Source organism: Dietzia lutea, from assembly GCF_003096075.1.
Lineage (GTDB): Bacteria > Actinomycetota > Actinomycetes > Mycobacteriales > Mycobacteriaceae > Dietzia > Dietzia lutea.
On sequence record NZ_CP015449.1, the window covers coordinates 658,653 to 680,978 of the forward strand.

Annotated in this window: 20 protein-coding genes; 11 read left to right on the top strand and 9 right to left on the bottom strand. The window is 71.8% G+C overall.

Annotated features, from left to right (window positions below; all coding sequences use genetic code 11):
• Window positions 1-104: 104 nt before the first annotated feature.
• The 5 genes from A6035_RS02955 to A6035_RS02975 are packed head-to-tail and all read left to right on the top strand — an operon-like array spanning window position 105 to window position 5,905.
• Window positions 105-1,277, top strand: a complete 1,173-nt coding sequence (locus tag A6035_RS02955; RefSeq protein ID WP_108846540.1) for an acyl-CoA dehydrogenase family protein — start codon at window positions 105-107, stop codon at window positions 1,275-1,277.
• Window positions 1,274-2,368, top strand: a complete 1,095-nt coding sequence (locus tag A6035_RS02960; RefSeq protein ID WP_108846541.1) for an acyl-CoA dehydrogenase family protein — start codon at window positions 1,274-1,276, stop codon at window positions 2,366-2,368. The genes A6035_RS02955 and A6035_RS02960 overlap by 4 nt, the downstream gene beginning before the upstream one ends.
• Window positions 2,369-2,382: 14 nt before the next feature.
• On the top strand, window positions 2,383-3,669 hold the full coding sequence (locus tag A6035_RS02965) for an MFS transporter (protein WP_159149583.1): 1,287 nt from the start codon (window positions 2,383-2,385) through the stop codon (window positions 3,667-3,669).
• 7 nt (window positions 3,670-3,676) lie between these two features.
• Window positions 3,677-4,963 carry a CaiB/BaiF CoA transferase family protein gene (locus A6035_RS02970; protein WP_108846543.1) on the top strand — a complete coding sequence of 429 codons (1,287 nt, stop codon included), beginning with the start codon at window positions 3,677-3,679 and terminating at the stop codon, window positions 4,961-4,963.
• Between the two features lie 54 nt (window positions 4,964-5,017).
• Entirely contained in the window at window positions 5,018-5,905 is an 888-nt protein-coding gene (locus tag A6035_RS02975; RefSeq protein WP_108846544.1) for a hypothetical protein, read from the top strand.
• Between the two features lie 71 nt (window positions 5,906-5,976).
• On the opposite strand, the gene A6035_RS02980 is transcribed toward A6035_RS02975, so the two are convergent.
• Window positions 5,977-6,804 (bottom strand): HNH endonuclease family protein, encoded by an 828-nt coding sequence (locus tag A6035_RS02980; protein ID WP_425267516.1) that lies wholly within the window; start codon window positions 6,802-6,804, stop codon window positions 5,977-5,979.
• 361 nt (window positions 6,805-7,165) lie between these two features.
• Between A6035_RS02980 and A6035_RS02985 the strand changes: the two genes are divergently transcribed.
• The 3 genes from A6035_RS02985 (at window position 7,166) to A6035_RS02995 (ending at window position 12,474) form a co-directional block, all read left to right on the top strand.
• Window positions 7,166-9,136 (top strand): hypothetical protein, encoded by a 1,971-nt coding sequence (locus tag A6035_RS02985; protein WP_108846546.1) that lies wholly within the window; start codon window positions 7,166-7,168, stop codon window positions 9,134-9,136.
• A 118-nt stretch (window positions 9,137-9,254) separates the two neighbouring features.
• A complete protein-coding gene (locus tag A6035_RS02990; RefSeq protein ID WP_167400696.1) occupies window positions 9,255-11,444 on the top strand; it encodes a DUF6541 family protein in 2,190 nt (729 codons plus the stop codon).
• 91 nt (window positions 11,445-11,535) lie between these two features.
• Window positions 11,536-12,474: an SDR family NAD(P)-dependent oxidoreductase gene (locus A6035_RS02995; RefSeq protein WP_108846547.1), complete on the top strand. Its 939-nt coding sequence runs from the start codon at window positions 11,536-11,538 to the stop codon at window positions 12,472-12,474.
• 10 nt (window positions 12,475-12,484) lie between these two features.
• Here the strand turns inward: A6035_RS02995 and A6035_RS03000 are convergent, their stop codons facing one another.
• From A6035_RS03000 to A6035_RS03020, 5 genes are read right to left on the bottom strand one after another with little or no spacing between them, the layout of a single operon-like run.
• Complete coding sequence (locus A6035_RS03000) at window positions 12,485-13,258, bottom strand: hypothetical protein (RefSeq protein WP_108846548.1); 774 nt, start codon at window positions 13,256-13,258, stop codon at window positions 12,485-12,487.
• An 11-nt stretch (window positions 13,259-13,269) separates the two neighbouring features.
• Window positions 13,270-14,868, bottom strand: a complete 1,599-nt coding sequence (locus A6035_RS03005; protein WP_167400697.1) for an alpha/beta hydrolase — start codon at window positions 14,866-14,868, stop codon at window positions 13,270-13,272.
• On the bottom strand, window positions 14,865-15,221 hold the full coding sequence (locus A6035_RS03010) for a hypothetical protein (protein WP_108846549.1): 357 nt from the start codon (window positions 15,219-15,221) through the stop codon (window positions 14,865-14,867). Before A6035_RS03010 ends, A6035_RS03005 begins: the two co-directional genes overlap by 4 nt.
• An 8-nt stretch (window positions 15,222-15,229) precedes the next feature.
• Window positions 15,230-15,616 (bottom strand): DUF2304 domain-containing protein, encoded by a 387-nt coding sequence (locus tag A6035_RS03015; RefSeq protein WP_108846550.1) that lies wholly within the window; start codon window positions 15,614-15,616, stop codon window positions 15,230-15,232.
• A complete protein-coding gene (locus A6035_RS03020; RefSeq protein ID WP_235026832.1) occupies window positions 15,613-16,377 on the bottom strand; it encodes a glycosyltransferase family 2 protein in 765 nt (254 codons plus the stop codon). Before A6035_RS03020 ends, A6035_RS03015 begins: the two co-directional genes overlap by 4 nt.
• Before the next feature lie 63 nt (window positions 16,378-16,440).
• Between A6035_RS03020 and A6035_RS03025 the strand changes: the two genes are divergently transcribed.
• Window positions 16,441-17,337, top strand: coding sequence for a glycosyltransferase family 2 protein (locus tag A6035_RS03025; RefSeq protein WP_108846551.1), 897 nt, complete (start codon window positions 16,441-16,443; stop codon window positions 17,335-17,337).
• Window positions 17,338-17,344: 7 nt separating this feature from the next.
• Window positions 17,345-18,142 (top strand): hypothetical protein, encoded by a 798-nt coding sequence (locus tag A6035_RS18585; RefSeq protein WP_244192520.1) that lies wholly within the window; start codon window positions 17,345-17,347, stop codon window positions 18,140-18,142.
• 1 nt (window position 18,143) lies between these two features.
• On the opposite strand, the gene A6035_RS03035 is transcribed toward A6035_RS18585, so the two are convergent.
• The 3 genes from A6035_RS03035 to A6035_RS19420 all read right to left on the bottom strand — a co-directional run bounded on the left by A6035_RS03035 (window position 18,144) and on the right by A6035_RS19420 (window position 21,508).
• The gene (locus A6035_RS03035) at window positions 18,144-18,917 is read right to left on the bottom strand and encodes a CPBP family intramembrane glutamic endopeptidase (RefSeq protein ID WP_235026753.1); all 774 of its coding nucleotides are present in this window, start codon (window positions 18,915-18,917) and stop codon (window positions 18,144-18,146) included.
• 87 nt (window positions 18,918-19,004) lie between these two features.
• Window positions 19,005-20,873, bottom strand: a complete 1,869-nt coding sequence (locus A6035_RS19125; RefSeq protein ID WP_162533979.1) for a WXG100 family type VII secretion target — start codon at window positions 20,871-20,873, stop codon at window positions 19,005-19,007.
• Between the two features lie 77 nt (window positions 20,874-20,950).
• Complete coding sequence (locus A6035_RS19420; protein WP_425267519.1) at window positions 20,951-21,508, bottom strand: DUF3558 family protein; 558 nt, start codon at window positions 21,506-21,508, stop codon at window positions 20,951-20,953.
• A 308-nt stretch (window positions 21,509-21,816) separates the two neighbouring features.
• Here A6035_RS19420 and A6035_RS03050 point away from each other — a divergent pair, with 308 nt between their 5' ends.
• Window positions 21,817-22,284 carry a hypothetical protein gene (locus A6035_RS03050; protein WP_108846555.1) on the top strand — a complete coding sequence of 156 codons (468 nt, stop codon included), beginning with the start codon at window positions 21,817-21,819 and terminating at the stop codon, window positions 22,282-22,284.
• The last annotated feature ends 42 nt before the right edge of the window (window positions 22,285-22,326 follow it).

Genomic DNA, 22,326 nt, shown 5'->3' on the forward strand with positions numbered 1-22,326 from the left:
CAGCAGCTACAAAAACACGTATACGAATCCGCTATTGCGTAAAGTGGGGCCGTGTGTGACTCTAGGGTGGTGACACCGATCACCCGTTGCCCAGAGGAGGCCCCATGAGTTCGACCCTCGCACCGCCGACGACGGCGTCCACCGACGCGATGAACTCACTTCGCGCGGAGGTCCGCGCTTTCCTGGCGGAGGAGATCGCCGCCGGCCGCCTCACCCCGTGGATCGACACGTGGCTGACACGCTGGGACGAGGACTTCACCCGCCGGCTGGCCGAACGCGGCTGGGTGGGCATCACCATCCCCACCGAATATGGCGGGCGGGGGCGAACTCACCTCGAGCGTTTCGTCGTCACCCAGGAACTCCTGTCGGTCGGGGCGCCGGTCGCGGCGCAGTGGGTCGCGGACCGACAGATCGCCCCCTCACTGCTCGCGTACGGAACCGAGGAGCAGAAGCGTGAGTACCTGCCGCGTATCGCCTCCGGGGAGTGCTGCTTCGGGATCGGGATGAGCGAGCCGGATTCCGGCTCGGACCTGGCCAGCGTCCGCACCAAGGGCGTCCGGGTGGACGGCGGCTGGTTGGTGACCGGCACCAAGGTGTGGACGTCCGGGGCCCAGCACGCGGAGGCGTTTTTCGCACTCGCGCGTACGTCACCCCTGGACACCTCCGACAGGCACGCGGGCCTGAGTCAGTTCATCGTCGACCTCCGCAGCGAGGGGGTGACCATTCGGCCGATCATCTCGCTGTCCGGGGACCATCACTTCAACGAGGTCGTCATGGAGGAGGTCTTCGTACCCGACTCCATGGTGTTCGGGACCATCGGTCGCGGTTGGGAGCAGGTGAACTCCGAGCTGGCCTTCGAGCGCAGCGGCCCCGAGCGCTTCCTCTCCTCGTTCCGGCTCTTCGCCGCCGAGATCGGCGCGATCGCCGAAGGGCGACTCGCCGAACGTAGTGACCTGGGCCGATCGGTCGCGCGGATGGCGGGTCTGCACGCGCTCAGCCAAAACGTCGCCGGTGCGCTCCAGCGCGGTGAGAAGGCGGACACGGCCGCTGCGTTGGTCAAGCTCCTCGGAACGACGACCGAGGGCGACCTGGTGGACCACGTCTCGGCCCGGGTGGGCGATGAGTTCGTGCCCGGCGACACCACCGATGCCCCCGGCGCCGCCGAGATCCAGAGCCTGCTCCGGGCAGGCCTTCATCAACGCCCCGGCTTCACTCTCCGTGGCGGGACCAACGAGATTCTGCGCGGTGTGATCGCGCGGGGACTGGGGATGCGATGACTGAGCAGCAGACGAGCACGGACAGCGTCGACCTGACCGTCGACCCGGACGTGGAAGCGATGATCGCGGACGTTCTGGCCGGCTACTCGGGCCCTTCGGTGGAACCCGAGCACGTGGCGGTGTGGAACACCCTCAGGGAAGTGGGGCTTGCGCGGCTCACCGCGCCGGAGGAAACCGGAGGCAGCGGGGCCGGATGGGCCGAGGCCGCCGCGCTGCTCCGCGCCGCTGCTGCGGCGGGTGTCGCCGTACCCTTCGCCGAAACCGACCTGCTGGCGGGGCCGTTGCGGCGGGCGTCGGGGATCGACGACGCCACCGATGCCACGTCCACTGTCGCGGTTCTGGGGGCCGAAGGCACCGCACATTCGGTGCCCTGGGCAGGGGAGACCGACGGCGTGGTGTGTGTCCGACGGACCGCGGACGGCACCTTCGAGGTGGCTGACGCGGTGACCTCAGACCTGACGATCACCCCGGTCGAGGCGGTGTCGGCCGTCCCTCACGCGGACGTCTCAGTGGCTGGGGAACTCGACTGGCGCCCCGTGGATTCCACGGCCGTGCGGGGTCATGTCCTACGCGGTGCCCTCGTTCGCTCACTCCAGTGCGTGGGCGCGATGGAGGGGATGCTGGACCTCGCGATCGAGCACACGACCGAGCGCAACCAGTTCGGACGGTCACTGGCCAAGTTCCAGTCCGTGCAGAACCTCGTCGTCGACCTGGCCGCGGAGACCGTGCTCGCGCGCGCGGCGGTCGACTCCGCCCTCACCGACGCGATCGCCACAAACCAGACGGGGGAACGCTCCGGGTACTCGGTTGCGGTCGCCCGCAGCGTCGTGTCCCAGGCGCTGGCCGTGACCGTGCGCAACGCGCACCAGGTCCACGGCGCGATCGGCACCACCCATGAACACACATTGCACCGGCGTACCCTCCCGGCGCTCCAGTGGAGAGGAGAGTTCGGCTCACCCTTCTTGTGGGAGACGGCACTCACCCGATCCGCGATCGCCGGGGGGATGAGCGGCGCATGGCCGATGGTGGTCGAGGGCACCGACCTCGGGGACGTCGCCGGCACCTGGCTCGACACCATCACCGGCCGCTGAGAATCGCGCCCGTGATGACCCCTCTCGTGCGGCTGTTCATCGCAGCCGTTCTCATCAACGGCGCGTACGACGCCGTCCGGGTGGCGGTGTCTTATCGCGTCCTCGCCCTGGGCGGCGACGCCACCACCGTGGGGATCGTCGCGGGCACCTTCGCGCTCCTGCCGATGCTGCTGGCGTTGCACTTCGGACGCCTCGTCGACCGCTCCGGTAGCCGTGGGGTCTTCTTCACCGGGATCGCGCTATCCGCGCTCGCGGTCTCCGGCGCCGCGCTCTCGCCTTCGATCTGGGTGCTAGCCGTGTCGAACACGGTCCTGGGGCTCGGCCAGATCATGACGATGATCGGCGCACAGGGTTTCGTCATGGAACTCACGGAGAGGTCCCGCCACGTCAACGGGTTCGCCGCGTTCACCCTCGCGGTGTCCCTCGGGCAGTCCGTCGGAACACCGGCCATAGGTCTCCTGCTCGGGGGCGGTGGCACGGCGGGGCCGGTAAAAACGACCTTCCCGTTGTTCGTCATGGCGGCGGTCATCGTGATCGCCCTACCGTTCGCCTTGAGCCTCCCACGCCGGGCACCGGGTGGCGGAGTGGCCCGCCCCGAGGGAGGGGCGTCCATGATCGCCCTCCTGCGGCGGCCGGGCATGATCCCAGCGATTTACGCCGCCCTGGTGGTGATCACCGGCGTCGACTTGGTGACCGCATATATGCCCGTGATCGGGGAGTCCGTGGGTCTGAGTCCGATGGTGGTGACTCTGCTCGTGGCGGTGCGCTCCGTGTTCTCGATGATCTCGAGAGCAGCGCTGCCGTGGATTCTCCGGAAGTGGCCGCAGAGAACGATCCTCACACTCACGCCGCTGGTCACGGTTCCTGCCGCGGTGACGCTCGGCCTTGGCGAGCAGACGGTGGTGTTGGGCGTCGCGCTCGCGGTGATCGGCTTCTTCTGGGGCCTCAACCAGCCGGTGACCATGAACTGGGTGACGGCGGTGGCGCCGGCGGGGGACCGCTCGGCCGCACTGTCACTCCGGCTGACGGGAAACCGGGCGGCCCAGGTGGTCATCCCGCTCGGAGCGGGAGCGGTGGCGGCGGTAGCCGGACCGGGAAGCGTGTTCCTGCTCCTGGGCGGGGTGTCAGCCATCTCGGCCGTCTCGACGAGCGTGTCGTTGAGAAGAACCCCGATCGCTGAGCTCGAGACGGCGGCGCCTCCCTCAGCGGGTGAGCGGTCCGGGGACCCCCTGGCCACCGAACAGACCTGCCCGACGACCTCTCGGACGCGCTCGGACACACAGAAAACGACAGGAAGTTGAGACACAGATGAACACCACGAACCCCGGCTCCGGCTTCGACGACGACAACACGCTGCCCCCTCGCTCGGGCGCGCTTACCGACATCCGGGTCGTGGACCTCTCCCGTGTGCTCGCGGGACCACTGTGCGGACAGATGCTCGCGGACCACGGCGCGGACGTCATCAAGGTCGAGGCTCCCAGCGGAGACGACACGCGTAGTTGGGGCCCACCATTCGTGCGGGAGGGCCACAGCGCCTACTTCGACGGCCTCAACCGCAACAAACGGAATATCAGCATCGATCTTCGCGAGAAGGAGGGTCAGGCCTTGCTGGGTCGAATGCTGGAAGAAGCGGACGTCGTCATCGAGAACTTCAAGGCCGGCACCCTGGAACGGTGGGGGCTGGCGGACGACGTGATCGCCGAACGGTTCCCGCGGCTCATCCACTGCCGCATCACCGGGTACGGCGTCGACGGCCCGCTGGGAGGGGCGCCGGGATACGACGCCGTCCTGCAGGGGCTGTCCGGCCTGATGAGCATCAACGGGGTGCCTGATGGCCCTGCAATGCGGATCGGCATCCCGCTCGTGGACATCGTCACCAGCCTCAACGCCATGAACGGCATCCTCATGGCGCTCCATGTGAGAGCCGCGACCGGGCGTGGACAACTCGTCGACCTAGCACTGCTCGACAACGCCATATCGATCCTTCACCCCCACGCGGCCAAGTGGTTCGCCACGGGCGAGCCCCCGGAACGAACTGGCGTCGCACACCCGACGATTTGCCCGTACGAGACCTTCACCTGCGCCGACGGTCCGTTCTTCATCGGTGCTGGAAACGATCGTCAATTCCGCGCGCTCGCCGTCGCGTTGGACGCACCCGCCCTCGTGGAGGATCCCAGGTTCCTCACCAACCCCGACCGACTAGCGCACGCCGAGGAGCTGAGGTCGATTCTGGGCGGCTTGGTCGGCGGGGTGACCCGTGAGGACCTCGCGGATCGCCTCCGCGCGGCGGGAGTGCCGTCCGGGGCGGTCAATCACGTCGGGGAAGCACTGTCGATGCCGCAGGTGCTGCACCGCGAGATGGTCGTCGAACGCGACGGGTACCGCAGCATGGGTATCCCCGTGAAGCTCTCCGGGACGCCGGGGGCGGTTCGCTTCGGTCCGCGCGCCAGGGGAGCCGATACCGACTCGGTGCTGGCGGAGTTCGGCGTCGATCCGGAGCAGGCTGACGCACTGCGACGCGCGGGCGTCGTGGACTCGAGCTCGGCCGCGGAAGGTCTATCGCGCGAGGAGGCGTCGAGCAACGTCACCCACTGATCCGCCGTCCGCGATCTCGGTACCCTCGGAACCAGTACCGAGAAAGGTCGTGTCGTGGAATTCCTCCTCATCGCCGCAGTGATCGCGGTGGCCGTCGCTGTGATCTCCCGCAGCCAGAACAAGGGTCAGACGCAGCTGGAGGCGCACCACAACCGTCATCTCGAGGACTACCGCGCGGAGGCGTCCCGCTGGATCGAGCGGCTCGGCGGCCAGGTGTTCAATCTCGACGGCACGGACGAGGCGTCCAAGCAGGCGATGGCCGACGCCTCCGAGCGCTACACCGCCGCCGTCGCGGAGCTGGAGAAGGCGCGCACGCCCGTGCAGGCGCAGCTGGCCAAGGACACCGCGCTGGAGGGCCTGTACTACGTGCGCGCCGCCCGCTCGGCGATGGGCCTCGACCCCGGTCCGGAGCTGCCGCCGACTCCCGGCCAGGACCGCGCCGGCCGGGTGACCGAGGACCGCGAGGTCGAGGTCGAGGGCCGCAAGATGAAGGCCGCCACCGACCCGAGCGACGAGACTCCGCACTACTACCCGGGTGGCGTCGTGGCGGGTCGCCCGGTGCCCGCGGGCTGGTATTCGGAGCCCTGGTGGGCGTCGGCGCTGGCCACGGGCGTGTGGATGATGGGCTCGATGATGATGTTCAACATGATGTTCGCCGGCATGGCGGGCGTCGGCTACTCCGGCGAGGACTTCGAGGCCGGGGTCGGCGAGGGCGGCGAGGACGTCAGCGACCTCGGCGGGGGCGAGGGCGGTGACGGCGAGGGCTTCCTCGACGGCGGGTTGTTCGGCGGCGACGGTGGCGAGGGCGGAGACGCCGGTGGTGACGGCGGTGGCTTCTTCGACGGCGGGCTGTTCGGCGGCGACGGCGGGGGAGACGGCGGCGGCGGGTTCCTCGACGGGGGCCTGTTCGGCGGCGACGGCGGCGGCTTCTTCGACTTCTGAGAGGCCGGCCGGCGGCGGGTCGGTCGGTCCGGCCGCGCCCGCCGTTCAGGGCCGGTCCGCCCCGCGCCCGCTCAGCAGCCCGCCAGGATCCGGTCCATCGCGTCGCGCTCGGCGGCCGTCACCCACAGCCCGTAGCGCTCCTTGACCAGCACCTGCCGCGACACATACGAGCAGCGGAACTCGCGACGCGGCGGTAGCCACGTGGCGGTGTCGCCGTCGCCCTTCTGCTGATTGGCCCACCCCGCCACCGCCATGAGGTTGAGGGGGTCGTTGGCGAGATCGCGCCGCTGCTCCTCGGTGAGCTGCTGTGCGCCCTTCTGCCACGCGTCGGACAGCGCCACGACGTGGTCGATCTGCACCTCCGAGGAGGTGTCCTGCCCGCGCGTGAACTCGATGCGTTCCCCGGTGTACGGGCCTTCGAGGACGCCGGTGAGGACCACGCAGTCGCGGGTCCCAGGCCGGAAGGTGAGGTCGGTCAGGTCCCGCTTGAGGATGTCGTTGCGGGTGTCGCAGCCGTTGTGTCCGAACTCCACGGACACGTCGTCGGTCCAGGCCTGCCCGAACAGGTCCCGGTCGTAGCCCGTCCTGGGCGCACGGCCCTTCACCTCGAGCTGCGGTAGCGCCACCTTCGCGGCGATGACCTGCGGGTCGCCCGACGGGTCCGCGGGCGGGGCGGCCGGGGGCACGGGCTCGGCCGCCCCGCCCGCGTCCGGCGCCGGGGGAGCCGGTGGGATTGACGACGACGACGAGACGGGCCCGCCCGGATCGACCTGCGAGCTCTGGGGGGTGCCGGTCGTGCCGGGAGCGCCGTCCTCGGCCTCCGCGCACCAGCCGATCCCCGCCAGCATGGCCACACCGAGGACGACTGCACCGACTGCACGAGGGGTTCCGGAACTCATGCGGGGCACCCTATCGACGCCCTCGGACATCCCAGCCCGCGGCAGGGCATCGGCACAGGCGGCTGCGCATCAGCGGGAGCGCGTGCAACCTCGCCCGAGCCTGCGCGCAACCGTCTGAATCCGCGTGTGCATCGAGCCCGCACGCCCGGCCCGCAGCCGCTCTCATCCCTGGCGTCTCGCTCTTGTGGATGTACGCGGAATTCGTCGTCGCTCCTCGCCATGGCGTCTGGCCTGCGCAGCGGGACGGGCGAGACGCCATGGCGGCGCGCGGCTGTGGTCGAGGCGGCGAGTGCGGGCGTACCCGGCCGGCGCGCGGACGTCGAGGACACCGGGGGCCGGGATCCGGCTAGCCTTGCCCGCGATGCCGCCCGCGACCCCCGACCGCAGTCCCGCACCCGCCGAGACCGATCCTCCCGCCGAGACGGCTCCGGCTGCCGAGACCGATCCGCGCACCGAGTCCGTGCCCGCGGCCTCCCGCCCTGTGCTCGGCCGCCGCCCGGTGCTCATGGTCTGCGTGTTCGTGGTGCTGGCGGCCACGGGGGCGCGGCTGTGGGTCGCGGCGGCGGGCTGGTTCTACTGGGACGATCTCATCCTCCACGGCCTGGCCGCCCGGCACGCGTGGCCGGATCCGGACCTGTTGTTCACCGACCACGACGGCCACCTCATGCCCGGCGGGATGGCCCTGGTCTGGCTCGCGACCCACCTCGCGCCGCTGGAATTCCGGGTACCGCTGCTGCAGATCGCGCTGCTCCAGCTGGTCTCCGGCGCGGCGCTGGCGCGCATGCTGTGGGTGTTGCTGTCCGGGCGGACGGTCCTGCTCGTCCCGCTGACGGCGGCGCTGGTGATCCCGCTGGGCCTGCCCGCCGCCACCTGGTGGGCGGCGGCGCTCAACGCGCTCCCGCTCACCGCCGCGATGGCGTGGGCCGTCGCATCGATGGTCCTCCTCGCACGCACGGGCGGGGCTCAGCACGCAGTGGGCGCGGCTGTGGCCACTGCACTGGGACTGTTGTTCGTGGAGAAGGCCGTCTTCGTCCCGGTGGTGGCGGCCGTCGTGCTGCTGGGCGGGTGGTGGACGACGAGCGGAACGCGCGCCGACCTGCCCACACTGTGGCGGCGGACCCGCGCCGCCTGGCTCGCTCAGTCCGTGATCGTGGCGGTGTGGGCGGCGGTCTTCCTCGTCGTCGTCGGCCGTCTCGGAGGGCGGGGCTCGTTCGGCGCCGCGGAGGGCACCCGCCCCGACTTCGCGGCGCTGGTCGACCACACCTACCGGCTGGCCGTCGCGCCGACGCTCGGCGGTGGGCCGTGGCGGTGGGACCGATGGCACCCCGGTCCGCCGATGGCCGACCCGCCGCTCGCCGCGGTGATCGCGGGCGCGGTCGCGTGCGCGGCGGTCCTGGCGTGGTCCCTGGCCACCCGACGCCGCACCGGCGCGATCTGGGCGGGCGCGGCGCTGTACCCGCTGGTCTCGGTGGTCCTCGTGGCGGTCGGCCGCGCCGGCCCGGACACGGCCGCGGAGATCGTCCAGACGCTGCGTTACCACGCCGAGCTGCCGGTCGTGCTGGCCGCGGCGACGGCCCTCGCCCTGGCGGCCCCCCGACGCGCGAACGCGCCGCGACGATCCCCCACCCCCCGACGCGCGAACGCGCCACGACCCAGGAACGACCCCCGCCGCACGCACAACGCGCCGACCCTCGGCGGGTGGCCGGCCGCGGGCGCGCTCGGCCTCGTGGCGCTGCTCGCCTCCTCCGCGGTCTCCACCGTCACCTACCGGCAGACCTGGGCCGAGCAGCCCTCCCGCGACTACGTGCAGCCGCTGCTCGCCGCGCTGCGCGACCGCACCGAACCGCTGCTGGACAAGGACCTCCCGCCCGAGGTGTTGCTGCCCGTCACGGCCCCCGCGCACCGGCTGTCCTGGCTGCTCAGCGGGATGCCCGGCGTCCCGGAGGTGGGGGCGTGGACCCGTGAGCCGGTGGTGATCGACGCGGGCGGCACCCTCTGGTCGGCGGACGTGGTGCCCGGCCGCACGCTCCCGCAGGGGCCCGAGCCGGGCTGCGGCCACCGGATCGGCGCGGACGGCACCCGGATCGAGCTGGACGGGCCGCTGATCGGGCGCGACTGGGTGGTGCGGTTGCACACGTTCGCCGAGGCCGACGGTCACGTGTCCGTGCGTCTCGACGACGGCGAGCCCGCGATCGCGCCCGTCGAGGCGGGCCTGGGAACGGTGTACGTGCGTCTCGTCGGCGGCGGGAGCGGACTCACCGTCTCGCCGATCGGAGGGCTGTCGGGCCTGTGTGTGGGCAGCGGACCGGTCGGGGTGCTCGTGCCGCGCTGAGGTTTCACGACGCGGTGGACCATAATGGGCGGGTCGGACGGCGGGACACGAGACGAGCCCGCGGGCCGGGACGAGACGCTGACAGGGCGGGGAACGGAGGCGGGTCATCGACATCGCGATGGTCATGATGACCCTCACCGCGCTCCTGGTGGTGCCCGGCGTGATCGTCGGCGCCGCCGCGCAACTGCCCCTTCGCCTGTCGGTGGCCACGTCGATCCCCGTCTCGTTCGGTATCGCCGCGATCTCCGGCTACGTCTACGGCCGGATCGGCGTGCCGTGGTCACTCGGCGGGTACGTGGTCGCCACGGCCGCCACCGCCGCCGTCGTGGGTGTGGTGGGGTTGGCCATCACCGGGGTGCTGTGGATGGGGCGACGACGACGAGCACGCGTCGCCGCGCCGGCGGGCGGGCGTGGCGGTCGCCGGCGCGGCGGGACCGGCCGGGTCGGCCGGATCCGCAGGGCTTCCCGGACCACAGGGGTCGAGCAGCCCGGCCGGCTGAGCGGTCGGCGGGGGCGGCGCGCGCGGTGGTGGCTGCTGCCGGGCGCGGCGGTGCTGGTCAGCGCCTGGCTGATCGGGCAGATGATCCTCACCGAGCTGTCGGCGATGCCCGGCGGCACCGCGAACATCTTCCAGGGCTGGGACGCCCACTGGCACGCCAACTACATCCGCTTCATCCACGACGTGGGTCTGGCATCGCCCGACCAGGCCGGTGAGCTGCGGTATCCGGAGAACGGCGCGACGCTGTACTACCCGAGCACGTGGCACGCGATCGCCGCGCTCGTGATGGGGTTGTGCGGCATCGGGGCGGTCGAGACGTACAACCTCGTCCAGATCGGGAGCGTCGCGCTGGTCTTCCCGCTCGGCGTGGCGGCCCTGGCATGGCTCATCACGCACCGGCACTTCTCGCGGCCGGTCGTGGCCACGTCGGCGGCCGTCGCCGCGATGGCCACCCCGCTGTTCCCCGGGCTGCCGTTCGTCGAGGTCATGGTGGCCGCGACCCCGTCCGCCGTGGCCAACGGGATGGTCGGCCTCGGGGCCGCGGTGGTGGTCGCGGCGCTGGCGGACCGGCGGCTCATCCCCGCCGCGGCACTCGCGCTGGTCGGCATCGGCGGCGTCCACCCCTCGGCGATGGTCACCGCCGGGGTGTTCGTGCTGTTCTGGTGGCTCTTCGACGGGCTGTGGCGGCCGGTGCGCGGGCGGGTGCGCGACTTCGCGGTGCTGGCCGGCATCGGCCTGGCCGGGGTGCTGACGCTGCTGCCGCAGGTGCTCACCGTGTCCGAGGAGGCCGACGACATCTCGGCGTTCGAGTTCGAGATCGGCGCCGACCGCGCTGCCACGTGGGGCAAGGCGGTCGCCCTGCAGGTCCGGCACGTCGAGGACTGGGGCGTGCGCTGGGTGCTCCTGTCTCTCGCGGCGCTGGGGCTGCTCGTCATGCTGCGACGGCGCGTGGTGTGGCCGCTCCTGCTGTGGGGCGGCGCGCTCGTGGTGTGCGTGAACGCGATGAGCGTCTTCGGCAACTGGACCGGCGGCGTGCTCCGCGGGATCGGCAGCATCTACTACAACGATCCCCGCCGGATCGGGGTGGTGCTCGCCGTGGTGGTGGCCGCCGCCGTCGGCGTGGGCGTGGGCGCCACCGTGCAGGGCCTAGCGGGCTGGCTGGGTCGGCTCATCGATCCCGTCACCGATCCCGAGGGCCGCGGCGTGGAGCTGGCGCGGGTGGCCGTGGCGCTGGCCGCCCTGGTCGGCGTGGGCTCGTGGGTCGTCCAGGCCTCGCCCGAGTACGCCTCCGCGGCCGGGACCAGCCAGCGTTGGGGCCGCATGGTCGACCAGCACGACCTGCGCGCGTTCCGGTGGCTCTCCGAGAAGCCGCGGGCCTACTCCGGACTGATCTACACCAACCCCGACGAGGGCTCCGGGTGGATGTACGCCACCGACGGGCTGCCCTCGACGGCGCGGCACTACCTCCAGCCCGGTTCGACCGCCCCGCTGACGACCTACCTGTTCTCCCGGATGGACCGGGCCGGCGAGGACCCGCGGGTCGATCAGGCGCTCGCCGAGCTGGGCGTGACCTACGTGTACGTCAGCCCGCCGAACTACTGGGGGTTCCAGCGGCCCAACGAGCACCTGCTCGACCTGGCGACCACGCCCGGTCTGGTCACCGTGTACGCGGATTCGCAGGTGCGCGTCTACGCCGTGCGCGCCGCGTTCACCGACGCCGAGCTCGCGCAGATCCTGGAGGACTCGCCGTTCCCGCCCGAGCGGCGGACCCCGCTCACCAGGGCGACGGAGATATACGGGCCGGAGTGAGCTCGCGGGGAACCCCGCGGTCGTATTGTGAACACTGTCCTCCGACAGGGGGGAGCGGCGGCGGGGCCCGTCGCGCGAGGGAGGGGAACGTATGGGTGCACTGGTGACGGGCGGGGCCGGGTTCATCGGCTCGACCCTGGTGGACCGGCTGTTGGGCGAGGGCCACGACGTGACGGTGGTGGACAACCTGTCGCGGGGGCGGTTGGAGAACCTCGCCGCCGCGCGGGAGGCGGGTGACCGCTTCGTCTTCCACCAGTTGGATCTCACCGACCCGGCGATCGAGGACGTCGTCGCGCAGGCCCGTCCGGAGGTGATCTTCCATCTGGCCGCGCAGATCGACGTGCGCCTGTCGGTCGAGGACCCGGTGCACGACGCCGAGGTCAACGTGGTCGGCACGGTCCGCCTCGCGGAGGCCGCGCGCAAGGCCGGTGTGCGGCGGATCGTCTTCACGTCCTCCGGCGGGTCGATCTACGGGCCCGTCACCGAGCTGCCGGTCGCGGAGACCCGCACGGTGGATCCGCTGAGCCCCTACGCGGCGGGCAAGGTCGCGGGCGAGATCTACCTGGAGATGTTCTCGCGGCTGTACGGCATCGAATGGGCGGGGGTGGCGCCGGCGAACGTGTACGGGCCGCGTCAGGACCCGCACGGTGAGGCCGGCGTCGTAGCGATCTTCTCGCAGCGCCTGCTCGCCGGGCAGCCCACCCGGGTGTTCGGCGACGGTGGCAACACCCGTGACTACGTGTTCGTCGACGACGTGGTGGACGCCTTCGTGCGCGCCGCCGAGGTGCCGGCGGCCGCCGGGCTGCGGTTCAACGTGGGCACGGGCGTCGAGACCACCGACCGCGGGCTGCACACGCTGGTCGCCGAGGCCGCGGGCGCGGCCGACGATCCGGAGTACGCGCCCGCCCGCCTGGGCGATGTCGCCCGCTCGGCGCTGGACGCCGGCCGCGCGGCCGCGGTGCTGGGCTGGGTCCCGCAGGTGACGATCCGCGAGGGCGTGGCCCGCACGGTCGACTACTTCCGCGACTGACCCCCCGGGTCTACTCGCCCCGCTCGTCGCCGACGGCCTCGTCGGTCGCCTCAACCTTTGCGGTCGCCTTCGCCTCGGTCGCGTTCGCGCCGACTGCCGCGGCTCCGACGGTGTCCGGCTGGGGGAGCACGTTCGGGCGGGGGAGGAACGGCCGCAGCAGGTCCGGGAATCCGGGCGCGGGCCGGGCGCCGTCGGGCTGCCGCACCTCGAGGTCGCCCTGACCGCCCTGCTCGCCGCCCTCACCGTTCTCGGCGGCCTCACCCTGACCAGGCTCGCCGGCCTCGCCGTCGCCTGTCTCGCCGGTGCCGGGGACTGCGCCGGGGTCGACGCCCGGCGCTCCCTCACCCGTCCCGGCGTCCTGACCTGCACCCGCCGCCGGCGGCGCGACGGGGGCGACCGGGGCGACCGGCGCCTGGCGGACCGGCTGGCCGGCGGTGGCCTGCCGCGCCGGGGCCGCGGTCGGCACGGTCGTCGAGGGCGTCTGCGTCGCGACGGGCGTCTCTGTGGTCTCCTCCGGCGTCGTCGTCTCGGTGGGCGGCTCGTTGGTCTCCTCCGAAGTGGCCTCGGTGGTCGACTCGGAGGTGGTGCTCGCGATCGGCTCGGCGGTGGGTCCGCCGGTCTGGGCGGTCTCCACCTGGGCGCGGGCCCGCTCGACGGCCTGGGCGCTGCGGTGCGAGTCGTACCAGAGGCCGGTCGTGATGAGGCCGACGGACAGGACCCCCAGCGCGCTCATCCCCACGGCGGTGAGGGACGGGCGGCTGAACCGGGTGTCGAGCGATGCCATGGGCCCCAGTATCAGACAGCCTCCGTGCGAACGCCAACACCTTCCCCCGCCGCGCGCGTCGCCGGCGGGACGATCGTCAGTCGTTCGGGCGCTTCCCAGGTGACCTCGGCATCGCCGTAGGGTTCGCGGTCTCGGCGCAGCCAGAGGCCGGCGACGTGCCGCCGGAGGACGGGCAGCAGCCGACCCTCGTCGCCCCGCCGGACCGCGGTGTGGCGGGCGCGGATCTCGCGCTCGCGCCACAGGGGCACCGGCCCACCGAGCATCACGGCGAGCATCGCCCGGAACGCGCCGCAGTCGCGGTCGAACACCCCGCCGTGCCCGCGCGTGCCGTAGACGGGCGTGCCGTCGGCGAAGTAGCCGGTGTCGAGGCGCACGCCGCCGTCGCCGAGGTCGGAGTGCGACCACCGCCGCCGCAATCCGAAGCGCACCTGGAGCAGCTCGACGGGATCGCCCGGCGCGGTGAGGGTGTAGCGGAGCACCGGGCCGGGGGCGCGCCAGTCCGACGGCCCGGTCACCCCCGCCCCGAGGTCGGGGGATTCGGCGTAGATGACCCGGTCGGCGCGCAGGCCAAGCCGCTCGGCGGTGCCGACGATCCGGCCGCCGTAGGAATGACCCACGACCGTCAGGACGGCGCCGGGGCACTCGATCTCGATCACCCGGTCGGCCTCGCGGCAGAAGCGCACCAGCCGCGGCGCCATCGTCTCGGCGTACCGCGGGTTGCCGGCGTCGGCCATGATGTCCTGCGGGAACTCGCCGTCGAGGAACGCGATCACCGCCAGTCGGCCGTCGGCGGCGTCGACGAGGTCCACGGCGACGCCGGTGTTGACGTGCGACATGTCGAGGTTGGTGCCGGTGCCGGGGACGTACACCGCGACCGCCTCGGTGCGCGGCCCGAGGTCGCCCACGACCTCGATCATCCGCCCACCGCGCCGCGGGGAGAAGGCGGGGAAGGACCGACGACGACGAGCGTCGCGCCGCGCCATCGTCTCCAGTCTCCCGATGCGCGGGGACCACGGGGTGCCCGCCAGTTGCTCGCGGTGGAGGGCCCTGCGCACGGCCACTGCATTGGAGCGGGCCCGCATCGGCCAGGGCACGCCGTAGGTCGCGCCGACGGCCTCGGGCTCGGCGAGCGTGAGCACGCGCCTGTCGGCGACCGGCAGGTGCCCGATCCGCGAGTAGACCTCCTCGGGCTCGGCCGTCGCCCAGCCGGCCACGGTCGCGGCCGTGTCGATGCCGCCGGGAGCCGCGGGCCCGGCTAGTCCCGCGAGCCTGGCCAGGTCGGCGAGCGCGTTGCTCCGGGCCCGGCCCAGCCGCTCGCGTTGCCGGGCGCGCTGCGGCGCGGGCAGGGGGTCCGGCCCGTCGAGGTCGTCGAAGGCGTCCTCGGCGAGTTCGACCAGCCGGTAGACGCCCGCCAGTTGTTCGTCGAGGCCGCGGGCCTCGCCGTCGATCGCGTCGGCGAGGGCGTCGAGCGCGGGGGAGCGGGTCGGTGAGGTCAGCAGGGCGTCGCGCGCGGTCGCGAGGGCGTCCCGCGTCGCCAGGAGGTCGGCGGCCAGCCCGAGTAGCGCGACGACCCGGGCTGGCGGCGGGTACTCCGGCAGTGCCCCGGTCATCGGACGCCGCGGTGCGGTTGGGAGGCGGCCACCGCGCGGGCCGCCTCGCCGGCCGACGCCTCTGTGAGCGTGCCGTCCGCCAGGGCGCCCGCGAGCTCGGCCAATCGCGCGATCCGGTCGGCGGCGGGGCTCAGGAGGGTGCGGACCTCGTCGTCGTCGCCCCTGTCGGCCCCCGCGGCGTCGGACGTGCGCTCGCCACGGGCGCGGTCGAGGCGGTCGCGCGCCACCTCGAGGCGTCGCAGCAGGCGCGCGGCCTCACCACGCACGGCGTCGCCACCGCCCTCGGCGTCACCGGGCTGCTCGACGTCGGGCGCGGAGGGTGCGCGGCTGGTCCCTCCCTCGGCGCCATCCACGGGCGGGGTCAGGGCCGCAGCGGGTCGTCGTCCGCCGCCGGCTTCATCGCGCGGACGTCGACCCGGTCGTCGGGACGCACGGCGTTCTGCAGGGCGATCGTCCGCGCCAGGCGCGAGTAGCGCAGCTCCTGCTCGCGGAACCGCACGTAAGTGGAGACGGTGACGAAGGCGAAGCCCATGACCAGCGCGTAGAGCACCAGGTCCGTGCCACGCTGGACGCCCAGCGCGTTGGCCACCACGGTGAGGTCGTCGGGGCGGATCACGGCGTAGACCATGAACACCACGAACAGGACGAACCCGATCTTCACGCCTGCCTTGGCGCGCGCCTTGCGGCGATTGGCCAGGAAGAACAGGACCAGCGCGGCGCCGGCCAGCAGGAGCAGGACCTTGATCATCGGGGCAGCCTCCGTCCCACGAAGCCGTCGGAGAGGATGTTGATGCCGTTGAGCAGCGACTGCCCCTTGGACATGGAGTACTCGGTGTAGAGGATGTCGACCGGCTGCTCGGCGACCCGCCAGCCGTGCGAGTCCATGAGCTCGACGAACTCGCTGGCGTGGCTCATGCCGTTCATCCGCAGGTTGAGCTCGTCGGCGACGCGGCGGTTGAACACGCGCAGGCCGTTGTGCGCGTCGGTCAGGCCCAGTCGGCGGGTGCGGGGGCTGAGCAGCACGACCGTGCGCAGGACGAGCCGTTTGATGAGCGGTACCTGGTCGTCCTCGCCGCGCGGGCGGCCGAAGCGGGTGCCGACGATGATGTCGATCGGTTCGCTGCGCAGCCGACCGACCATCGCCTGCACGTCCTTGACCTGGTGCTGACCGTCGGCGTCGAACGTGACGAAGTACCGCGCGCCGGGCTGGGCGCGGGCGTACTCCACGCCGGTCTGGATGGCCGCGCCCTGACCGAGGTTCACCGGGTGCCGCACCAGGTGCGCCCCGGCGCGGTGGATCGCCGCGGCCGAGTCGTCGGCCGAACCGTCGTCCACCGCCACGATGTTGGGGAACGTCTCGCGCGCGCCGGCGAGCACGTCCTCGATCACGGTGCCCTCGTTGAAACACGGGACGATGAGCCACACATCGCGGTTACCGCCGGGGCCCGAGCCGTCAGCCCGCCCGTCCGCCGCGCCCGGCTCGCCATCCCGCACACTGTCACCCGTCATCGCGGGTCGATACTATGCGATCAGTCGGACAACCCGGTGAAGAGAAGGACGGCGGTTCCCCTGATGGCCATTGACGTGATGCTCCCGTACTACGGGGACGTCGACCACTTCAAGAAGGCCGTGGACAGTGTCCTCGCCCAGAGCTACCGGGACTTCCGCCTCGTCGTGGTGGACGACGGCTACCCGGACCCCGAGCCCGCCCGCTACATGGGCGAGATCACCGCGCGCGACGAGCGGGTCTCGTACGAGAAGAACGAGACGAACCTCGGCGCCAACGGCAACTACCGCAAGTGCCTCGACATGGTCACCGCGCCGATCGTCGTGGTGATGGGCGCCGACGACGTCATGCTGCCCAACTACCTGCAGGTCGTGGCCGACGGGTTCGCCGCCGTGCCCGACGCCGCCGTCATGGAGGTCGGCGTCAGCGTCATCGACGAGCACGGAGCGCCCGTGCGCGGCCTGTCCGACTCGGTCAAGGCCTTCACCCAGCCCAAGACACAGGGCCGCACCGTGCTGCACGGCGAGAAGCTCATGACCTCGCTCATGCACGGCAACTGGACCTACTTCCCGTCGCTGGCGTGGAACTCCGAGTGGGTCAAGCGGATCGGCTTCCGCGAGGGCCTGGACGTGGTGCAGGACCTCGCGCTGCTGGTGGACGTCATCACCGGCGGCGGCCACATGATCTACGACCCCACGCTGGCGTTCCTCTACCGCCGCCACTCCGCCTCCGACTCCTCCGTCCGCGCCCTCGACGGTCGGCGGTTCGACGAGGAGGCACGCTTCTTCGCCGGCGAGGCCGACGCGTTCGCCGCCTGCGGCTGGAAGAACGCCGAGCGGGCCGCCCGCCTGCACGTCACGTCGCGGCTCAACGCGCTGTCGCTCATCCCGACGGCGGCGAAGGCCGGCAAGCTCGCCGAGGGCGGAAAGAAGCTGCTCGGGCACACCTTCCGCAAGTTCTGACGAGGCGATGACCGGCGGCGCGGGTCCCGGCGGAGTCGGCCCCGGCGGCGCGCGTCCCGGCGCGCGTCCCGGCGGTGAGGGGCGCCGAGGCGCGGGTCGCGACCCCGTCCGCGCGCGGTGGGGCCTGGGCCTGTCCATGTACGCCGTCGAGGTCGTGGCCGTGGGGTTCCTGTGCCTGCTCTTCGGCGGCATGTCCGCGATGCTCGCCGACACCTGCTTCCGCGAGAGCCCAGAGCTGATCTGCGAGCCGCGCTGGCAGACCATCATGGCGGCCACGCCGATCACCGCGTGGCTCGTCACCGTCGCCGCGTTCGCGGGGCTGATGTGGTGGCGTCGACGGTTCTGGCTGCTGGTGACCGCGATGGTGGCGACCCCGGTCGTGCCGCTGGTGGCGTTCCTCGTCAGGAGGCGGTGGTCACCGCGTGACCCGGGTGGTGGGTCCGGTGGGGCTGTCGTGATCCCCGCGTCGTGGGTGCCGCACCGGCGTGACGACGGCGAGGTGGTCGGCTGGATCGACATGGCGGTCGCCGAGCCGCTGTTCGTGCCGATCGACAGACTGGGCCGGGCGACGGACCCGGTCGACGACTGGCACGAGGCCGAGCAGGTCCTCGAGCGCGTGGGCCTGCGGTTCCTCATGGATCGCTATGTCATCGACGAGGGCGGCCGCGAGACCGTGGTCCGCATCGCCCACGTCTACGACGACCGAATCGTGCTGACCACCGCCCTCACCGACGCGATCGAGGAGGTCGGCCGCGAGATCGTGGTGCCCTTCCCGGCGCCGGCCGGGCTCCGACGCGTGGAGTGACTCAGTGGACCGGAGCCCCGGACGTCCGTGTGTCCTCGCGGAGCCGCGTGAGACCGCCGGCTCCGTAGAGCAACCACGGCCCGTACACCGCGAGGACGGCGAGCCCGGTGAGGATGACGCCGAGGCCGTCCGGGACCTGGGCGCTCTCGGCGATGATGTTGTAGAAGACGTGGGCGACGATGACGGCGGTGAGGCTGCCGGTCGCCACGACCACGAGAGTGAACAGAAGTCCGACCACAGTGGGGTTGATGACCTGCCAGATGGTGTCGGCGCCGCTCTGGTCAGCCAGCATGCTGGTCGCGTGGCCTAGTCCGAAGGTCAGCGCGCTCAGGAGGATCGCGGATGTGGCCGGCCATTCCCTGAGCAGATGCGTGAGCAGCAGACCGCGGAACAGCACTTCCTCCAGGTAGCCGGATGCGACGTAGTGCACGACCATCGCCACGATCAGCAGCACCGTGAGATCAGCCCGAACCCCAGTGCTCAGTGGCAACGCGACCAGGACGACGAGCGGTAGATAGAACCACAACCGCGGCAGCGATACCGCTGGGCGTACGCCGAGGCCGATGTCGCGGCCCACGCCGCTGCGCACGAGATAGATGGTGATCACCACCGCCAGCATCGCGAGTGGAATGGCGACGACCGTGTGGCCGGGGAGGTCCAGCGCGCTCTCGAGGTTCAGCGCGATGATGTCGATGCCCAGGTAGAGCGCGAGCCATACGAGGAAGTGGCGCAGTGGGTCTCGCGCGTACAGGCGGCGCATAGGCGTCCAGGACATCGGCGGTCGAGCCTCCCGATGATGCGGATGGTCGTGTTCACAGCAGTACCAGGGTCGTCCGCTATCGGCGGCCCGGACCGCGGATCCCTACTGGTTTCCGGCGCCTCCGCCGGTGTAGTCGCGGCCGAGGGTGCGTCCGCGGTACGGCTCGGCGGCGTCGTCCGGGGGCGCTGGGTCTTCGACTCGCGGGCGGCCCAGCACCGCCGGGGCCACCTTGACCGGCTCGCCGATGATGGCGGTGGTGTTGGTGGCGTTGGTCAGGTAGCTCGCCGGCGTGTGCCCGCGCCGATCACTGTTCTGGCCCGCGTTGGCCGCGCCCATCACCCCGCCCATCGGCATCGCCCCGGCGCGCCCGGCCTGGGCCGTGCCTGTCGACGACGACGAGAGCGCCCCCGCACCCGACCCCGCCACTCCACCGGGCGCGGGACCGGCACCGGGAGCACCCGCAGCCGGGCCGCCAGCGCCGGGGCCCGCCGCGCCGCCGGCACCGAAACCGGCCAGCGTCCCAGCACCGCCAATGCGCGATGCGCCCGCACCCGCGCCGGCCGCGGCGGCGCCACCACCGCCGAGCAGGCCGCTGGTCGAGCCGAACCCGCGATCACGGCCCCGGCCGTCCCCGCTCGCCCCACCCCGGATCCCGCGGATCCCGCCCGCACCGGCGCCTGTCGCGCCGCCCTGCTGGCCGCCCGCCGCGGTGATCGGCGTGAGCGGCGCTCCGGCCGCGGTCGTGGCCGCGTTCACCCCGCCGCCCGAACCAGGCTGTCCGGCCACCGGCTGCCTTGCATCCGACTGCCCAGCGCCCGCCTGGCCCGCTCCCGCCGCGGCCGTCCCACCGCCGTCGGCTGCGCCCGTCCACGCGGCCAGAAGCGCCTGCTCGGTCGCGGCATCGCTCACCGCGCCCGGCGGGTTCGTCGTCGTCCCGGCAGCGCCCGCGGCGCCGCTCGCGGGGCCGCCGGCCTCTCCGGCGCCGGCTGTGAGCGCGGCGAGCGTGGCGGGGTTCGGCGCGGCCGGCTGCGCCGGACGCGGGATGCCCTCGGTGTTCCAGACCCGCGCCATGTCGATGCCGTCCGGACCACCCAGCGCAGTCGTGGAGACCACCCGGTATGCCGCGGTGAAGTCCAGATCGTCGAGGTTGGCGTCCATCACCGCGGGGCTGTACTCGGTGTTGACGATCGCCCGCGCCTGCTCCTCCGCCGCCTGCCGAGCTGCTTCGACCTCCGCCTTCACTGACGGCGCCACCGGGCCGGCGAGTCGCCCGAACCCGGGCGTGCGGCTCTCGGCGAGTGTGACGTCCGCGGCTTCGGACGCGATGCGCTGGCGGGTGGTGACGAAGCCGCGTTGCGCGACATCGGCTTTGTTCCTGACGGCGTTGAGCTGGCCGGCGAGTTCGAGGGCGGACGTGACGAGCCCGTGTGCTGATTCCTGGGCGCGGTCGGCGAAGTCGCCCTGCCACGTGTGGCCGAGAACGGTGCTCAACCCGCTGCGAAGCTCGGTGGCCGCGTCTTCGAGCGCGGTCGAGACCTCGGTCATCCGCGTGGCGATGGCTGCGAATTGGTTTGCATCGAGCGCTTGCGCAGCCTCGACCATCCGTTCCAGCGGTGAGGTCGACACGTCCTCGGGCCCGACTCGGCCGTAGGCGCCGAGCGTGGTCGTGCCGTCGACGGCGTCGAGCAGCGCGGTGGTCGATCCGAGTGATCCTGTGAGTCCGAGACTCTGCAGCCCCGCGGGCTCTTCGGCGGCCTTGCCCAGTGCGGCCGCCACCGCCTCGTCCTGCGCCTCGATCAGACCCCCGCCTACGGCGAAGAGCATGGACATGGCCCGGCCCTGGTCGATGAATCCGTTGAGGAGCGTTCGGAGGTCTTCTCCGACGAACAAGGAGTAAACAGTCCCGAGCTGACGGGCGGTATCGAAGGCTGCGAAGCTAGGTTTCTGACTTGTCTGCCATTCGTCGGCCACGGCAGTCGTGAGGGCGCTGACGAAAGAATCGCAGTGGGTGAAGCATGCTTGTGCGACGCCTGGTCCCAAGCGCACGGTCATCGGAAGTCTCCAGGGGGGACGAACTGGATTAGTGGGCTGCTCACCTCGTGCAAGACGTTGCACACGTCCGCGAAGCGCTCGCCTCGAAAAGTCTTGAAGGACGTAGTCAAACTGGCAGAAACAGCGACCGTCCCTTTTTCTGTGAAGAACAGATATCGACAGGTATTGGGATCATCCGCTCGGTCGAGTAGCCGCAGAGCAATCCGGTCACTAACGGGATAGCTTTCATCTGCGATAACACCGGTTGGGTCCACTAGATAGTCGGCGTGTGACTTCCAGGTCGCGACTAGATCCACAATCAACTCGTCAGTGCTCCAGCCACACGCCTGGAGGTTTCCCGGATCGCTCTTAGTGAGACGCGCCTCCTGGCGGACTGGGGCCCCGACGGCGCGTTCTACCGCATCAGTGGGCACATCCGCGCACGGGTCGAAAAGGGCGGGTCTCTGCTCGACCGGCAGATCCCACGGATTGCCGGACTCCTCAGTGGCGGATGCGCTCGTCGTCGTCGGTGTCCCTTCTCCTCCGTCTGCCGAACCGCACCCCGCAGCGATCATGCCGACGGTGACCACCGCGGCCGCGACACCTCTACTTCTCCCCACAACCTGTACGACGGGCCACGGCGCGCGGCGGTTCCCCCGACCCGCCGACTTCTTTGGCAGGTCACGTTCGGGCAGTTCAGCAGCGGCAGCGTCGGCGTGGTGGGAGCTCACGGTCGATGATCTTCGCAGTCGGCGACGACCAGTGGGTGGGTCTCCGCGGTCGTCGGTGCCGGCTGCTGCCGCGCAGTCGGGACCAGACGAACTCGGGGGAACCGCCCGGGCCACCCGCCCGTCCTACTGGGCAGCCGAGGAAAGGAATCGTCGTGGCGAACGGTCAGACGGGGAAGTATTCGACAGCGAACTGGGTCGCCACGATCGTGGTCATCCTCGCACTGGGACTCTGGGGGTCCTGGCTCGCGTGGTCCACCGCGTCGCCATTCGAGGCTCGCCCGAGGCCGACCGAGTTACCGCTGGAGTACGTCCTGCTGACGTGCAGCCTGCTCTGCCTCTACTCCGCAGCGCTGATCGGCGGCTGGTTGGCCAGCCGCACTCGAGTACGCGCGCCGGGTGCGCGATCCCCATTGTCTGTCCTGACCGGCGCGGTGACCCTCTACGGACTGATCGTCTCGGCGATCTTCGCACTGTCGACGCCGTCGGAGTGGTCGCTGGCGGCCGTGCTCCCACTCGGGCTGATGGCGTACTTCCACGTCCACATGGCCAGGTCCGCGCGTGGGGAAGGTGGGGCGGCGCGGGGTGACGCCGAAGTGACGGCGGGCACCGGAACCGTCTAGTCCAGCCCTACCGACCTGCGGAGACGGGTTCGTGTCGTACCC

What these genes read in the sequence shown, in the direction of transcription:
- A6035_RS02955 (WP_108846540.1), top strand. Translation starts at nt 105, where the DNA reads ATGAGTTCGACCCTCGCACCGCCGACGACGGCGTCCACCGACGCGATG.
- A6035_RS02960 (WP_108846541.1), top strand. Translation starts at nt 1,274, where the DNA reads ATGACTGAGCAGCAGACGAGCACGGACAGCGTCGACCTGACCGTCGAC.
- A6035_RS02965 (WP_159149583.1), top strand. Translation starts at nt 2,383, where the DNA reads ATGACCCCTCTCGTGCGGCTGTTCATCGCAGCCGTTCTCATCAACGGC.
- A6035_RS02970 (WP_108846543.1), top strand. Translation starts at nt 3,677, where the DNA reads ATGAACACCACGAACCCCGGCTCCGGCTTCGACGACGACAACACGCTG.
- A6035_RS02980 (WP_425267516.1), bottom strand. Translation starts at nt 6,804, where the DNA reads ATGAGTTCCGGAACCCCTCGTGCAGTCGGTGCAGTCGTCCTCGGTGTG.
- A6035_RS02985 (WP_108846546.1), top strand. Translation starts at nt 7,166, where the DNA reads ATGCCGCCCGCGACCCCCGACCGCAGTCCCGCACCCGCCGAGACCGAT.
- A6035_RS02990 (WP_167400696.1), top strand. Translation starts at nt 9,255, where the DNA reads ATGGTCATGATGACCCTCACCGCGCTCCTGGTGGTGCCCGGCGTGATC.
- A6035_RS02995 (WP_108846547.1), top strand. Translation starts at nt 11,536, where the DNA reads ATGGGTGCACTGGTGACGGGCGGGGCCGGGTTCATCGGCTCGACCCTG.
- A6035_RS03000 (WP_108846548.1), bottom strand. Translation starts at nt 13,258, where the DNA reads ATGGCATCGCTCGACACCCGGTTCAGCCGCCCGTCCCTCACCGCCGTG.
- A6035_RS03005 (WP_167400697.1), bottom strand. Translation starts at nt 14,868, where the DNA reads ATGACCGGGGCACTGCCGGAGTACCCGCCGCCAGCCCGGGTCGTCGCG.
- A6035_RS03015 (WP_108846550.1), bottom strand. Translation starts at nt 15,616, where the DNA reads ATGATCAAGGTCCTGCTCCTGCTGGCCGGCGCCGCGCTGGTCCTGTTC.
- A6035_RS03020 (WP_235026832.1), bottom strand. Translation starts at nt 16,377, where the DNA reads ATGACGGGTGACAGTGTGCGGGATGGCGAGCCGGGCGCGGCGGACGGG.
- A6035_RS03025 (WP_108846551.1), top strand. Translation starts at nt 16,441, where the DNA reads ATGGCCATTGACGTGATGCTCCCGTACTACGGGGACGTCGACCACTTC.
- A6035_RS18585 (WP_244192520.1), top strand. Translation starts at nt 17,345, where the DNA reads ATGACCGGCGGCGCGGGTCCCGGCGGAGTCGGCCCCGGCGGCGCGCGT.
- A6035_RS03035 (WP_235026753.1), bottom strand. Translation starts at nt 18,917, where the DNA reads ATGTCCTGGACGCCTATGCGCCGCCTGTACGCGCGAGACCCACTGCGC.
- A6035_RS19420 (WP_425267519.1), bottom strand. Translation starts at nt 21,508, where the DNA reads ATGATCGCTGCGGGGTGCGGTTCGGCAGACGGAGGAGAAGGGACACCG.